13 protein-coding genes are annotated in these 15,102 nt (G+C 61.9%); all 13 read right to left on the reverse strand.

All coding sequences use genetic code 11. From position 1 onward, the window contains the following. Positions 1-27 precede the first annotated feature (27 nt). A complete protein-coding gene (locus ACLRGI_RS07415; protein WP_419201024.1) occupies positions 28-900 on the reverse strand; it encodes a sugar phosphate isomerase/epimerase family protein in 873 nt (290 codons plus the stop codon). 12 nt (positions 901-912) lie between these two features. Beyond that, the gene (locus ACLRGI_RS07420; RefSeq protein WP_419201025.1) at positions 913-1,926 is read right to left on the reverse strand and encodes a Gfo/Idh/MocA family protein; all 1,014 of its coding nucleotides are present in this window, start codon (positions 1,924-1,926) and stop codon (positions 913-915) included. Positions 1,927-1,994: 68 nt separating this feature from the next. Next, on the reverse strand, positions 1,995-2,912 hold the full coding sequence (locus tag ACLRGI_RS07425; RefSeq protein ID WP_419201026.1) for a sugar phosphate isomerase/epimerase family protein: 918 nt from the start codon (positions 2,910-2,912) through the stop codon (positions 1,995-1,997). 32 nt (positions 2,913-2,944) lie between these two features. After that, entirely contained in the window at positions 2,945-4,456 is a 1,512-nt protein-coding gene (locus tag ACLRGI_RS07430; RefSeq protein ID WP_091467171.1) for a CoA-acylating methylmalonate-semialdehyde dehydrogenase, read from the reverse strand. Between the two features lie 30 nt (positions 4,457-4,486). Then, positions 4,487-6,433: a 3D-(3,5/4)-trihydroxycyclohexane-1,2-dione acylhydrolase (decyclizing) gene (gene iolD, locus ACLRGI_RS07435; protein WP_419201027.1), complete on the reverse strand. Its 1,947-nt coding sequence runs from the start codon at positions 6,431-6,433 to the stop codon at positions 4,487-4,489. 6 nt (positions 6,434-6,439) lie between these two features. After that, positions 6,440-7,402, reverse strand: a complete 963-nt coding sequence (locus ACLRGI_RS07440; protein ID WP_419201028.1) for a Cgl0159 family (beta/alpha)8-fold protein — start codon at positions 7,400-7,402, stop codon at positions 6,440-6,442. Next, a complete protein-coding gene (iolC, locus tag ACLRGI_RS07445) occupies positions 7,399-8,418 on the reverse strand; it encodes a 5-dehydro-2-deoxygluconokinase (RefSeq protein WP_419201029.1) in 1,020 nt (339 codons plus the stop codon). Before iolC ends, ACLRGI_RS07440 begins: the two co-directional genes overlap by 4 nt. Before the next feature lie 162 nt (positions 8,419-8,580). Beyond that, positions 8,581-8,985: a tautomerase family protein gene (locus ACLRGI_RS07450; RefSeq protein ID WP_419201030.1), complete on the reverse strand. Its 405-nt coding sequence runs from the start codon at positions 8,983-8,985 to the stop codon at positions 8,581-8,583. A 174-nt stretch (positions 8,986-9,159) separates the two neighbouring features. Then, entirely contained in the window at positions 9,160-10,743 is a 1,584-nt protein-coding gene (locus ACLRGI_RS07455; protein ID WP_419201031.1) for an ATP-binding cassette domain-containing protein, read from the reverse strand. Next, positions 10,736-11,581, reverse strand: coding sequence for an ABC transporter permease (locus ACLRGI_RS07460; protein ID WP_419201033.1), 846 nt, complete (start codon positions 11,579-11,581; stop codon positions 10,736-10,738). Before ACLRGI_RS07460 ends, ACLRGI_RS07455 begins: the two co-directional genes overlap by 8 nt. Beyond that, on the reverse strand, positions 11,565-12,506 hold the full coding sequence (locus ACLRGI_RS07465) for an ABC transporter permease (RefSeq protein ID WP_419201034.1): 942 nt from the start codon (positions 12,504-12,506) through the stop codon (positions 11,565-11,567). The genes ACLRGI_RS07460 and ACLRGI_RS07465 overlap by 17 nt, the downstream gene beginning before the upstream one ends. 25 nt (positions 12,507-12,531) lie before the next feature. Further along, positions 12,532-14,088: an ABC transporter substrate-binding protein gene (locus ACLRGI_RS07470; protein WP_419201035.1), complete on the reverse strand. Its 1,557-nt coding sequence runs from the start codon at positions 14,086-14,088 to the stop codon at positions 12,532-12,534. Positions 14,089-14,105: 17 nt separating this feature from the next. Next, positions 14,106-15,101: a D-2-hydroxyacid dehydrogenase gene (locus tag ACLRGI_RS07475; RefSeq protein ID WP_419201036.1), complete on the reverse strand. Its 996-nt coding sequence runs from the start codon at positions 15,099-15,101 to the stop codon at positions 14,106-14,108. Position 15,102: the final 1 nt, after the last annotated feature.

Consider the following 15,102-nt stretch of genomic DNA (forward strand, 5'->3'; position numbering starts at 1 on the left):
AACAATGGCGCCTTTCCCGCTACCGCTTCACTTCGTCCGGGCGACGTAATCGACCATCGTCTTGAGCTGGTAGCGGGAAACATCCTCCGCGTTCTCATCCTCAGCGAAAACCGACGAGACCATCACGGTGTTTTCCTTGTCCAGGAAGCCGATCTCCTTCAGGCCGCCAAAGAACTCGTCCCAGTTCACGTCGCCGTCGCCGATCTTGAGGTGCTGGTGAACGCGGACGGCATTGCCGGGCGGGTTGGTGATGTAGCGGAGGCCGTGGGAGGCATGATGGTTCATGGTGTCCGAGACGTGCACCAAGCGCAGCTTGTCTCCCGCTGCCCGCATGATCTCCAACGGCTTGTTACCCATGTGGAAACTGTGCGAAGCGACGTAGACCATCCCGATGTTCGGGGAGTTTACGCCCCTGATGACACGGAGAGCGGCCAGGCCGTCCTCCACGAAGTCGTCCGGGTGCGGATCAATGAGGACGTCCAGACCCTCGCGTTCGATGATCGGGAGCAGCTCCTCCATGGAACGGTAAAACGCACGTTCAGACTCCTCTGCTTTCTCCGGTCGGCCGCTGAACTCGGTGTTCATGGTCTGGACACCCAGGTCCACCGTGATCTGGATGGCGCGCTTCCAGTACCGGACTGCGGCTTCGCGGGCGTCCTCGTCCGGACCTGACCACCGCAGGACCGGCAGGACCGAGGCGATTTCGACGCCGGTGTCCTTGCAGGCTGCCTTCAGCTTTCCTACGAGTTCGTCATCGGCCTTTGGGTGGTTAAAGAACGGGATGAGATCCGCATGCGGGGTCATTTGCAGGTACTTGTAACCGAGATCGGCTGCCACGCGCGGGAACTCCAGCAGGGTGTGGCTGTGATGGAACGGTGTGGGATCCAGTGCAATTTTCATGATGCGTATCCTCTACTTGTACAGTTCCGGCTTGGTGTTCAGCTGAACCTTCACCTTTTCGCCCGACTTCTGGGCTTCGACGCCGGCCTCGCAGCATGCCGCGGTGGCGTAGCCGTCCCAGGCGGTTGGACCGCCAATCTCACCGCGAAGTGCGGCATCCACCCAAGCCTGCACCTCGACGTCGTACGCCGCTCCGAAACGCTCTTCAAAGCCGGGGGTGACGTTGCCGCCCCACTTGCCTGCGGACTGGACGTACGGGCCGTTGTCGCCGCCGATGCTCACAATGCCCTCTTCGAAGGACGCTTGCGTGGCCACCTGGTAGCCGAACTTGGCGTTGACGTAGATTTCGACGTCGGCAAGCACACCTGACTCGGTTTCCAGCAGCACGTGCTGCGGATCATGCTGGCCATTGGGCGCGCTGCGTGTCGGCTTGCCCAACCGAACCTGGACGGAGGTGATCTCTTCACCGGTGAAGTAGCGGATGGCATCGAACTCGTGGACTACGGAGTCGTTGATCAGCATCTCGTTGGTGAAACCCTCGGGTGTACTCGGGTTGCGGTGCTGGTGGTGCAGCATCAACAACTCCCCCAATTCGCTGTTCCGGATGATCGCACCCAACGCCGAGTACTCTGCGTCGAAGCGGCGCATGAAGCCCACTTGGATACGCTTGTGGCCCAAAGCCTGCTCAGCCTCGACAACCTTCCAAGCGCTTTCGGCGTCGGGCGTCAGTGGCTTCTCGCACAGGATCGGGAAGTCTTTTTCCAACGCCTTGTAGAGAATTTCCTCGTGGAGGAAACCCGGCGTGGCAATCAGAACGGCGTTGACGTCACCGTTGTTGAGCGCCTCATCGGCACTGGCCAGCGCCACGGCGCCGTCGATTCCTTCAACGGCTGCTTGGGCCCGCGCGAGGTCGACGTCGACGACGGCGGCTACTTCAGCGCCGTGGATGCGGGTGCGCAGGCGCTTGATGTGGTCCGCACCCATGCGGCCTGCGCCGATGACGGCAACGCGGAGAGTCTTGGTCACTTTATCTGTCCTTCGTGAAGTTCTTGGCTGGAATGGCATTGCTGCGCCGTGTGCGTTAGTGGGCCGCGCTACTGGACGCGGGTGCGGGATCCGCAGGAAAGCAGGTAGTTCCGGGTCCTCTTGGCGATTGGCATCGGCACATCGAACGCTACCGGGTACATATCCTGCTCCACGATGCCGAAGATGGGCCGGTTGAGGCCTTCCACGGCTTCGATGACAGCGCGCAGGTCCGGGAGGCCGTTCGGCGGCTCGGTCATGACGCCGGCGAGGTTGGCGGCTGCCCAGGTCATGTTCTTCCCGTTCACCTCGGCGAGGACCTCGGGGTTGATCTGCTTGAGGTGCAGGTAACCGATACGATCCGGGTAGTTCTTGATGAGCTCCAGGCTGGACGCTCCACAGTACTCAGCGTGCCCCGTGTCCAGGCACAGGTTCAGGTACTGCGGATCGGTCGCAGCCAACAGAGTTTCGATGTCCTTCTGGGCACCGACGTGCGAATCAGCATGCGAGTGGAACTGCTGGTGCAAACCAAAGTCCTCCAACAGGACCTTGCCCATGCGGTTGTGGCCTGCGAACAGATCTGCCCATTGCTCGTCGGTAAGTTCACCGTTCTCCACCGCTTCACCGGTGACGTCGTCGCGCCACATCGCGGGGATGACCACAATATGTTCACCGCCCATGGCTGCCGTCAGTTCGGCAACCTTTCGGGCGGGTTCCCATGCTTCGTCGTATTGCTTGGCACCACGGTGGAAGGCGGTGAAGACCGTACCTGCGGTGACCTGGAGGTCGCGCTGCTTCAGTTCCTCAGCCAAGCGGGTGGGGTCGTTCGGCAGGTAGCCGTACGGACCCAGTTCGATCCACTTGTAGCCGGACTCCGCAACCTCATCAAGGAACCGTTCCCACGGAGTCTGCTGGGGATCATCAGGGAACCAGACGCCCCAGGAATCAGGGGCGGTGCCGATGATCAGCTTGTTCTCAACATCAGTCATGACGGCGTTGTCTTCCTTTGTGGCGGTGCGGATTAGTTGGAAGGGAAGTTGTAGGAGGCGCCGGAGGCGTGGGTGGGTTCGGGCCAGCGGGAAGTGATGACTTTACCGCGGGTGTAGAAGGAGACGCCTTCGGGTCCGTAGATGTGCTTGTCGCCGAAGAGCGAGTTCTTCCAACCGCCGAAGGAGTGGTAGGCCACCGGGACGGGCAGGGGCACGTTGATCCCCACCATGCCGACGGTCACGGAGCGTTGGAACTTCCGGGCTGCGGCGCCGGAAGAGGTGAAGATCGCGGTGCCGTTGCCGTAGGGGTTGGAGTTGATCAGCGCGATGCCTTCTTCGAGGTCAGCGACCCGGACCACTACCAGGACGGGTCCGAAGATCTCCTCGGTGTAGGCGGTCATTTCGGTCTTGACGTGGTCAATCACTGTGGGGCCGACCCAGAAGCCGTCTTCGTGGCCGGGGACCACCAGGTCGCGGCCGTCCACCACCATGGCCGCGCCGGCGGTTTCGGCTTCGGTGACGATCTTGACGATCCGTTCCTTGGAGGCCGGGGTGATGACCGGACCCATTTCCGCGTCGGGCTCGGTGCCGTTCTTGACCTTCACGGCCAGGGCGCGTTCTTCGACCTTCTTCACGATCAGGTCAGCAGCGTCACCAACGGCGACGGCGACGGAGATCGCCATGCAGCGTTCCCCCGCGGAGCCGAAAGCGGCGGCCGCGAGGTGGTCTGCGGCGTTGTCCAGGTCGGCGTCGGGCATCACGATGGCGTGGTTCTTTGCCCCGCCCAGGGCCTGGACGCGCTTGCCGTGCTTGGTGGCGGTTTCGTGGACGTACTGGGCGATCGGGGTAGAGCCCACAAAGGAGATGCCGTCCACGTCCGGGTGGGTCAGCAGCCCATCAACGGTTTCCTTGCCGCCGTGCAGGACCTGGAACACGCCATCGGGAAGGCCGGCCTGCTTCCACAGTTTCGCGAGCAGCATCGAGGCGGACGGGTCACGCTCGGAGGGCTTAAGGATGAACGCGTTGCCGGTGGCGATGGCCATGGGCGCCATCCACAGCGGCACCATGACCGGGAAGTTGAACGGGGTAATACCTGCCACGACGCCCAGGGGCTCGCGGAAGGAGAAAACATCGATGCCGGTGGACACTTGGTCCGAGTAGTCGCCCTTGAGCAGCTGCGGGATGCCACAAGCGAACTCGATGACCTCCAGGCCGCGGCCGATCTCACCCTTCGCGTCGGAGAGGACCTTGCCGTGCTCGGCGGTGATCAGCTCAGCGAGGTCGTCCACGTGCGCTGCAACGAGTTCACGGAACTTGAACAGCACTGCGGTTCGCTTGGCCAGGGAAATATCACCCCACGAATCCGCCGCCTTGCGGGCCGCGGCAACGGTTGCGTTCAGGTCGGCCTCGTTGGCCAGCCGCAGTTCAGCGGACACCTGGCCGGTGGCGGGGTTATATACGGGCTGGGTGCGGTCGCCTTCGCCTGTGGTTTCAGCGCCGTTGATGAAATGGTGAATGGTGGTCAGTGTGGTCGTCGTCGACATGTGCGGACTTCCTTCTAGTCTTTGGTGTTTCTAGCCGAGCAGCTTGCGCTGGCGGTTCTTGTGGTCGGTGTACGTCTTGTAGGCCTGCCGGGTGGATTCGAGCTCGGAAACCTGCGAGACCGGAACGTCCCACCAGGACTCGGAGCTCGGGGCATCCAGCAAAGGATCAGACTCGACGTGGATCACGATCGGGCCCGTTTCCGGGGCCGCCTTTGCTTCCTTGATCGCGGCGCCCAGGGCTTCAATCACGTGCTCCCCCGGTTCGATCCGGATAACCCTCGCGCCCAGGGACTCTGCGTTGGTGGCCAGATCGATGGGCAGGTTCTCACCGGCGTCGAAGCTGTGCTGTTCCTTGTCCAGGACCCGGTACTGCGTACCGAACCGCTGCGAACCAAGAGACTCTGACAGCGACCCGATCGAGGCATAGCCATGGTTCTGGATGAGGACCACAATCAGCTTGATGCGTTCGGCGACGGCGGTGACCAGTTCGGTGTGCATCATCAGGTAGGAGCCGTCCCCCACCATCACCACCACATCTCGCTCCGGGCCGCCTGCAGCAGCTTCGGCCAGCGCCGCACGCTTGACGCCCAAACCGCCCGGGATTTCGTAGCCCATGCAGGAGTACGCGTACTCCACGTGGTAACCGTAGGGGTCCCGGACCCGCCACATTTTGTGCAGGTCACCGGGCAGCGAACCCGCCGCGCAGATGACCACGTCCTGGTCATCCATGGCCTTGTTGGTGGCGCCGATGATCTCGTTCTGCGCAGGTAACGGCGTGAAGCGTGTCTCGAACGCTTCGTCCACGATTCCGTTCCAGCGTTTCTTTTCCGCCGCGACCTTTTCTTCAAGATCGGCACCAACGCGGTAACCGCCCAGGGCTTGGTTTAGCTTCACCAGCGCCTTGCGGGCATCTGCGACGATCGGCAGTGTGGTGCCGTGCTTGTAGGCATCGATCGGCGCGACGTTGATGTTCACGAACTTCACGTCCGGGTTCTGGAATGCCGTTCGGGACGCGGTGGTGAAGTCCTCATAGCGCGTGCCGATCCCGATGACGAGGTCCGCTTCGGCTGCGATGGCGTTGGCCGCCGTCGTGCCTGTGGACCCGACGGCGCCGAGGGAGAACCGGTGGTCCCAGGGAAGGACGCCCACACCGGCCTGCGTGTTTCCTACCGGAATGCCCGTCAGCTCGGCGAACTTGGCGAGTTCCTCGTTGGCGTAAGCGTAGAGAACACCTCCGCCGGCGATGATCAGTGGGCACTTCGCGGCGCGGATGGCCTCGGCGGCGCGGCGAATGTCATCGTCCTCGGCCTCGGGACGGCGGATCCGCCACTCCCGCTCGGCCAGGAACTCTTCCGGAACATCAAACGCCTCGGCCTGGACATCCTGCGGCAGTGAAATGGTTACAGCACCGGTCTCCGCCGGGTCAGTCAGGACCCGCAGTCCATGGTGGAAGGCGGAGAACAGTTGCTCAGGGCGGGAGACCCGGTCGAAGAACCTGGACAGCGGCCGGAAGGCATCGTTGACCGTGATGTCGTAAGCGTACGGAAGTTCCAATTGCTGCAGAACAGGGTCAGCCGCACGGGTTGCGAAGGTGTCGCTCGGGAGCAGGAGGACCGGCAAGCGGTTGGTGGTAGCCAACGCAGCGCCTGTCAAGAGGTTCGAGGACCCAGGGCCAATGGAGGTACTGATGGCGAAAGTCTGGCGACGACGGGTGTGCCGTGCATAGCCAACAGCCTGGTGCACCTGGGCTTGCTCATTGCGGCCTTGGTAATACGGCATGATGGTGGGATCGGCAGCCTGATACTGCTTCAATGCCTGACCCACACCGGCAACATTGCCATGCCCGAAGATGCCGAACGTGCCCGGAATGAGCCTTTCGCGGTACTCCACGCCATCGATGGAATCCACGGTGTACTGCTTGGAAAGGAACTCCACCACGGCCTGCGCCACGGTCATCCGACGGGTTGCTGTACCCATTGCTAGCTACTCCGATACTTTTACTGGAATACGGTCTGACATGGTGTGCTCATCCGTTGCGGCGGCCACAGGCGCGGGGTTGTTCAGCAGCGAGGCCGCAGTGGCAACGGCACCCGCCACGTCGCCGTCGTGCGGGTAAAGCAACGTCCTACCTACGGTGAGGCCACGAACGCCCGGCAAAGCCAGAGCTGCCTGCCAGCTGGCAAAAACCTCGTCCTGGCTTCCGTCAGGATCGCCACCCAGCAACACGGTAGGCATGGTGGTGGAAGCCATGACGCGCTCCATCTCTGCCACGACAGGCAATTTCATCCAGGTGTAGGCGCTGGTGGATCCAAGGCCTTCGGCGATACCCACGGACTTGATCACGGCATCTGCGCGGAGATCGTTGCGGACCTTTCCGTGCGCATCACGGACAGAGAGGAAGGGCTCCACCATGGCGATGAGCTTGCGCTCCGCCAGCGAATCTATGGCTCTCGCTGTGGCTTCGAGGGTGGTCACGGTGTCCGGGTCGCCCAGGCAGATGCGTGTGAGCATTTTGCCGCCATCGGCGCCCAGCGCCTCCAATGCAGCTGCAGTGTGTCCGGTGAAGCGGTCATCGAACTCGTTGACCAGGCCGGCCAGGCCGCCGCGGTTCATGGAGCCGAAGACAAGCTTGCCTTCCAAGGCTCCCAAGAGCAGGAGGTCGTCCATGATGTCCGGCGAGGCCAGTACGCCATCCACGGCAGGGTTCGCCAACGCAATCTGCAGACGGTCCAGAAGGTCCCTGCGATCAGCCATGGCCATCGGCTGCGAACCAACGGCAAGGGCACCCCGGGCAGGGTGGTCCGCGGCGACGATGAAGTTTTGCGCGCTGTGTTTAAGGCCGGGGTGCCGACGGCGGGTGGCTGCAGCACGTGCGATGGCCTCGGGGTCCTCCAACCGTATACGGCTCAAGTGCTCGTAGCGGCGGGGATCGTTGTTGAGGCTCAACGAACTGCTCCTTCCCTGAGAGTGTTGGCTGAGAGGGCGGCACCGGGGATGGGGCGGCCGCGTTCAGCGAGCAGCGCGGTCACCTCATCCGGCGTCGGCATCGCATCCGCGCAGGAGAGGCGCGAGGCGACGATCGCGCCCGACGCGTTCGCATAATCCAGGACTTCCGAAAGGGGCCAGCCGGACAAAAGGCCATGGCAGAAGGCACCACCGAAAGAGTCTCCGGCGCCTAGGCCGTTGACGGTTTCCACTGGGACCGGAGCAGAGACCACACGCTCGGAGCGGGTCTTGGCCATGACGCCGTCGGGTCCGAGCTTGACCACGGCAATCTCGACGCCGGCATCCAGCAGGCGGTCCGCCTGCTCATCGGGTGTGCCTTCGCCTACGGCGACAGCGCATTCCTTGTCGTTTCCGATTGCAACAGTCACGTGCGGGAGGACTTTGGCAATCTCGGCGCGGGCTTCCTCTTCGGAGGCCCAGAACATTGGACGGTAGTCCAGGTCCAGGATGGTGAACTGACCTTCCTTGAGGCCGGTACGCGGACGGGACTGGTGCGCCTTGATGTGCGCGCTGCGGCTGGGCTCCTGACAGAGGCCGGTAACAGTTGACCAGAAAATGCCCGCATCACGGATGGCCGCGAGATCAAGTTCTTCAGCCTTGATCTGCAGGTCCGGGGCCGTGGGAAAACGGCCGTAGAAGTAAAGCGGGAACTCGTCCGTAGCCGGCTTGATGGCACAAAAGGTCACAGCCGTGGGGTATTCCTTGACCGCAGAGACGAAGGAATCGTCCACGTTGAACTTGTTCAGTTCCCGGTGAAGGTAGTTTCCGAAAGCGTCGTCTCCAGTGCGGGTGATGATTCCCGCGCGGCGTCCATGACGGGCTGCGGCGACGGCAACGTTGGACGGTGAACCTCCAAGGTACTTGCCGAAGGACGTCACGTCCTCCAGGTCCACCCCGACATCGTTCGGGTAAATATCAACGCTGATGCGCCCGATCGTAAGCAGTTCGTGGGTCACGATGATCGTTGACCTTTCTCTTGTGAACTCTGAACCTTTGAGCGCTGGGCCCCAATGCCTTGCCACCCCTCAGTGAGCGGGGCCACACGTCTACTCTGCACCAGAATCAATGTCCTGTCAAAGGATTGTACTGACATATTTACAACATGACACGGGACGGCATTACTTGCGCGGTACGGCCAGTTCGCCGGTGACATACTGGCTTCGCCCAAAGCCGAACGACCAGTCGCCCGGCGTGTTCTCTACGTAGCCCACAAAGACATCCTCACCCGCAATCCCCACCTTGACGAGGCTGTCCGCGATAGCTTCAAAAAGCGAGTTCTTAGCCTCTTGACTCCGGCCACCCTGGGTAAAGATCTGGATCATGACAACGCCGGAGCTGCGCTCGAATCCCAAGCCGGCATCCTGGGCCACAATCTGACCCTGAGGGTGTTCAGTCAAAATGTGGAAGTAGTCCCGCTCTGGAATGCCATACTCCGCGAGGATGGCATCGTGGATGGCGCGGCTCACCGCGGTCAGCTCTTCCGGCGAGCGGCCCTGATTGAGGTCAATTCGGACAAGTGGCATTTTCTCACTCCCTAAGTTTGTCCTGTCATACTAACAAAGAGCTTCATTGAAACTCAAGGACGTTCACCTGCTCTCAAAGCGCTTGGACTCCGGCTTGGAACGACGCCCAACCCCCTGGCCGGCAGGCAAGGGGGTTAGAGTTCTGGTTCTATCGGGGTTGTTGGCAGCGAGCCATTACAGTGCCGCCCTGATTTTCTTGAGGTGCAGCCCGCGGCACGGGATCGCAGCCGAAGCCAGATCCTGGCTGTGGTGGTGTCGCGGATCCGCAAAGAATCTGTCCGTGTCCGTAAGCTCCACAAGGCGTCCCTGGTAGAGGACTGCCACGCGCTGACACATATGCCTCACCACGTCCATGTCGTGGGTGATGATCATCAGCGTCAGACCGCGGTCCCGGTGCAGACGTTGCAGGAGTTCAAGGATGGTCCGCTGCGTCAGCGCGTCCAAGGCAGAGGTCGCTTCGTCACAGATGAGAACTTCCGGTTCCAACAGCAAGGCCCGGGCGATGGTGACCCGCTGCAACTGCCCTCCGGAGCATTGACCCGGGCGCCGGTCCAGGAGGACGGGATCAAGCTCCACTTCTTCCATGGCTGCCACGAGCCTGCGGGTCCGTTCAGCTGCTGTGAGCTCTTTTTGCGAGCGGAGCGGCGCTTCAAGGCTGCCACGCAGGGTCATGCGCGGGTCGAAGGAGTCGTGGGGTTCTTGAAACACCATCTGTACGGCCGTGGGCCCTGCACGAGCCGCGCTAAGCGTCCTGGCGATGCTGCCACTGCTGATTCCCTCCAAGCCAACAATGGCTCGGGCAAGGGTGCTCTTACCGGATCCTGATTGGCCCAGGACACCCAAAATCTCACCCTGTTTTACCTCCAACGAGACCGAATCCAGGGCAGGTCGCCCGCTGCGTTTGCCTGACCCGAACCGCTTAACCACCTTGGTCAGCGTCAGGGCGCTGTGCGGGTGGTCGGGGGCAGCCGGGATACTGGTGGGCGCCAAGTTGGACGCTTCAATCAACCTCTGCGTGTAAGCGGTTTTGGGGCTGCTCAGAACCGTCTCGGTGGTGCCGGATTCAACGATCACGCCGGCATCCATCACCAACACCCTGTCGGCGAAAGCAGCCACCGAGGCAAGGTTATGCGTGATGTAGAGGATGCCCAGACCACGCTGGATCCGTTGCCGATCGAGCAACTCCAGGATTTGTTGCTCCAGCACTTTATCCAAGGCGGACGTGGGTTCGTCGGCCAGCAGTATCTCAGGCTGCCCAGCCAAAGCCATGGCAGTCATGGCCCGCTGTGCCATGCCACCTGACAGCTGGTGAGGGTAGGATCGCGCACCCCGCTGCGCATCTTCGAAGCCCACCTCGGCCAGGAGTTCGAGAACCCTCACCTTTGCGACTTGGCCGCGCAGGCCGGCATGCAGCTTGAGGGTTTCCCGGAGATGGGAACCGATTGTCTTGTTGGGGTTGAACATTTTCTTTGGCTGCTGGAACAGCATCCCCAGCCGGCCGCCTCGAATGCGGTTCAGCTCTGTTTCCGAGGCTTGGGCAATGTCCGAGGACCCTAGCCGGATGGAACCGGACTCGATCTTCAACTGCTGAGGCAACAACTGCAGGACCGACCGCGCAGTCATGGTCTTGCCCGAACCGGAACTTCCCACGAGCGCAACAAACTCGCCGGGCTTCACGGCCAGGCTGATACCGGCGAGGACCGGGCGCCCCGTACCCTCGTTAAGGACTGTCAGATCCTCAACCACGAGCTCAGGCATGCTGGCCCTCCACTACGAGAATGTTCACAGCATCCGAGGCCCGGCGTGATGCCCGTTGGCCGATCAATGTCACGCACAGGGCAACAAGGAACACGCCGAGTCCGGGAGCGATGATCCCCCACGGAGCCCTTTCCGCATATGGTTGCGCCGCGGCCAGCATCGAGCCCCAGTCAGATTGAGGTGGTTGAACGCCAAGTCCGAGGTAGGACAAGGCACCGACACTGATCAGGAGCTGCCCGAAGCGCAACGTCGCCTGCCCCAGCATGGGAGCGGACAGGTGCGGGAGGATGTGGCGAAAAACTATGAACGACGGCGAACAGCCCACCACCCGCGCGGCTTCTACAAAGCCGCGTGCCGAAACATCATAGGCAAGCGTCCGGGCCAGCCGCGCAATTGGTGTCCATCCTGTCACGGTCAGCGCCACCAGCAGCGACGTGAAACCAGTGCCCATGGCAGCGACGATGAACAGCGCCACCACCATCTCCGGCAGTGCCAGCAGGACGTCATTGGTGCGCGTGAACAGCTCATCCACCCAGCCCTTACGGCGGGCGCTGAGCACACCGATCGCTAATCCAATGATTCCGGTCAGCACCGTGGCCAGTGCGGCTACCACCAAAGAAAAGCGACCGCCGTCGAGTAGGCGGCTCAGCGTGTCCCGCCCCAGGTGGTCCGTTCCCAGCCAATGAGTGGCACCGGGCGGTACAAGCCGGGCCGCGAGGTTCTGATCGTCCGGAGGGAACGGCGCCAGCCAGGGCGCGGCTGCCACGGCGGCAATTATCACGGAAAGAATCACGACGGCGGCCCCGTCGATCGCTGAGCGCTTACGCAAGGGCGCCACCCACCTTCGGGCTGAGGACCCGGTGCAGGAAATCGGCAAGCGTGGTGATAGCGACAGCCAGTGCCACTACCACCACCACGCCACCTTGGGCCAACGGTATGTCGCTGTTGACCACGGCGTCGTATAGGAGCCTGCCCATGCCGGGAATCGCGAAGATCACCTCCACAATGACCGAACCGCCCAGGAGGCCTGCGAACCACACGGCGAACAGGGTGGACAACGGGACCAGACCATTGGGCACGACATGCCGCATCACCGTCTGGACGTGGCTCAATCCGCGGGCTCGCGCGGCGGATATATGTTCCGCTTCGAGGGCGTCGATCATTCCTGAGCGCACGGCCGATGTGAAGAAACTAATGGGCCGCAATGCCAGAGTGGCTGCCGGGAGGACGATGGATGAGGCCGTGTTCCATCCTGCGGAGGGCAACAAGGACAGCTTGAGGGCGAACACAAGCACCAACAGCGGGGCCAACCAGTATTCAGGCATGGCGATGAAGGACTGCGTAACCGTGGTAATCACTTTGTCCGTTTTGCTTCCCTGTTTGAGTGCCGCAACGATGCCCAGGGGCATCGACACCACCAAGGCCGTGCCCAGGGCGACGAGCACCAGGCTCAGGGTGATGCCCAAAGCGGGTAGTACCTGGTCAACCACCGGGGTCCTGCTCATATGGGATAACCCCATATCCCCCGCAAATAAATCCCCCAACCAACGCAAGTACTGGACCGGAAGAGGATCGTTGAGTCCCAGGCTCTCACCCAGGGCCCTAACGGTGGCCTCATCCACCACGTCCCCGGCGACGCGGGAACGGATGATTTTCCTTACAGGGTCGCCCTCGGTGACGTAGGGAATAAGGAATACGGCAAAGGACGACAGCAGGACGGCGACCACGAGGGTCGCCGTCCGCTTCGCAAGGAATGTGATCATGCTGATTCGTCTATCGGTCCCGGTTTTATTGCCAGGAGCCGGACTTGGCCGTTTGCGCGGTCAGGACGTAACGGGACAGCGGATCCTGGACGTAAGAGAGAACGTTGCTGCGAACGGCGTCGATGGCTTGCTCATTGACCAGCCACAGGTTGACGGCCTGGGCATTGAGCAGTTGTCCGGCCTTGGCGTAGAGCTTGTAGCGGTCCTCGGTGTTGGACGTGCCAGCTGCCTGGGCGATGATCGCGTCGAACTCCTCATTGCAGTAATGGCTGAGGTTGTACGAACCCTTGCACGTGTAATCTGCCGTCAGGAAGCCAAGGGGATCAGCGATGTCAATGAGCCGGTTGCGCTGGCTCAGGATCATGTCGTAGTTCCCCGCCAGGACATCGGGCTCGGCGGAGGCGTACTCCTTGGCCTGGACGGCGACCGGAACACCAATGTTCTTGAGATTGTCCTGGATTACGGTTGCGACGTCGGCGAATTCGGCTCGTTCTACAATCGCAACGATTTCCAAGGGCTTCGCCGCAGTGTAGCCTGCCTCAGCCAGGAGCCTCTTCGCTTCCTCAACGTTCTGCTTGGGCGAGGTCGCATCGCTGTACGCCCAGGGTTCCGAAGTTGCAAAAGGACCGGCTGCCGGAAGCGCAGCGCCCTCGTATACGCTGGCGGCCAATGCCTCAAGGTCCAGGGCCGAGCGGAGGGCCATCCGGAAATCGGCGTTGTCAAAAGGTGCCCGGCCGTTGTTCATGTACAACGTGGCCGTGCGTGGAGAGTCTGCCTTCAGCACCGAGACTTCGGGCGCATTCTCCACTGCGGACAAAGCCGAGGCCGGGATGGAAAGGGAGATATCAGCTTCTCCGGTTTGTACCTGTGCGGCGCGTGTTGCGCCATTGGTGATGAAGCGGACCTCCGCCCCTGCCAGCTGCACGTCTCCGCCCCAATAATTGTCATTGCGGTCCAGAGTCAGGGATTGTTTCGGTTTCTCCGATACCGGCGTGAAGGGGCCTGTGCAGTGACCGAACGGGTCAACGGTGGCACCTCTGTAGGCGGCTGGAGCGAGAACGCCGGTATTCACGCTTGCAAGGCGGAACGGTACCAGCGGGTTCTCCACGGGCGTACTTACACGAACTGTCTTGGCGTCGGTTGCCTGGACAGCAGTGACGACGCTTGGGCTGAATGCCCGGGCAGGAACTTTGGCTTTGAGCACGTGATTCAGCGAGGCGGCCACAGCTTCTGCGGTGAGGTCGGTGCCATCCTGGAATTTCACGCCTTCACGGAGGGTGAAGTCCCATTCGAGCGGGGAGGCCTGCTTCCATTCCGTAGCCAGGAACGGGACCACTTTTTTCCGGGCGGAATCGTACTTCGTGAGGGTTTCCAAGCAGCCGGACAGCGACAGGATGTACGCGGCGTCGGACTCGGGGGCCCAGTTGGCAACGGGCGCACGGAAGTTGTCCACGACGATGCGCTGGTTGATATCCGCAACTTTCTCTGTTGTCGCGGGCTGGCCCCCGCTGAGGCCACAACCGGAAAGAGCGAGAAGGGCTGCCAGCCCGAGGGCTGCCGTGGATCGTTTGGGAGTGCGCAAAGGGAACCGCCTGCTAACTATGCCTGAAGGGGTGGGCGTGGGGGTACGAACCCAAGCCTTTTGTCCACGATGTTGTGCAGCCGTTCACCTCGGCTGTACCGCCATAGGTTTTCCACGAACAGCTTGCCGAGATCGTCGAGGTGGTCTTCGGTGTCACCGCTCATATGAGGCGTGAGAATGACGTTGTCCATGCCCCATAGCGGGTGTTCCGCAGGCAGTGGTTCAGGTTGGACCACGTCCAGCGCTGCGCCGGAGATAACTCCCGAGCGAAGCGCGTCCACCAGGGCGTCAGTGTGAACCAGCCCGCCCCGCCCCATGTTGATGAGGTGGGCTGTTGGCTTCATGGCGGAAAGGACGTTGGCATCCACCAAGTGCTTGGTGTCTTCAGTCAAGGGTGCGGCCAGTACAACGTAGTCAAAATCTCGGACGACCAACGCCAGGTCTTTTGAGGAGTGGATTTCTTCAAAGTACTCGTCCCCGCGGCGGCTGGTCCGTCCGGCACCGCTGACGCGCAAGCCAACGGCACGGAACAGGGACGCAATTTCCCGCCCGATGGACCCTGTCCCCACCACCAGCACCCGCTGGCCTTGGATTTTCCGGGTGACCCGGTGTTGCCAACGCCGGGCTTGCTGGAGCCTCAGTGAACCTTGAGCATCCTTCGCGATGTCCAGGACAAAACCCAACGCGAACTCGGCTATCGCTCGGCTGAGGACGCCACGCGAGTTCGTGTAGGCCACGTCGCTGTTAATCAACTCATCGAACAGGAGTTGGCTGACACCCGCCGCTGAGACGTGGACCCACTGCAGCGAAGAGGCTGCAGTCCAGTTTTCGCGGAGCGCAGACGAGAACGAATGCCATTGATACAGCACATCCGCACCCTTCATAGCTTCAGCGAGCCCTTCGCCTTTCGTCAGCCGGACGTCGGCAAGTTCCTCGATCTCCTCCAACCGGGGCGGCAACGTCTCCCGGTACAGGACAGCCACGGTGGGCCGTTTGCCATGGACAACGGTCATG

The organism is Paenarthrobacter sp. PPS72, from assembly GCF_048537125.1.
Lineage (GTDB): Bacteria > Actinomycetota > Actinomycetes > Actinomycetales > Micrococcaceae > Arthrobacter > Arthrobacter nitroguajacolicus_E.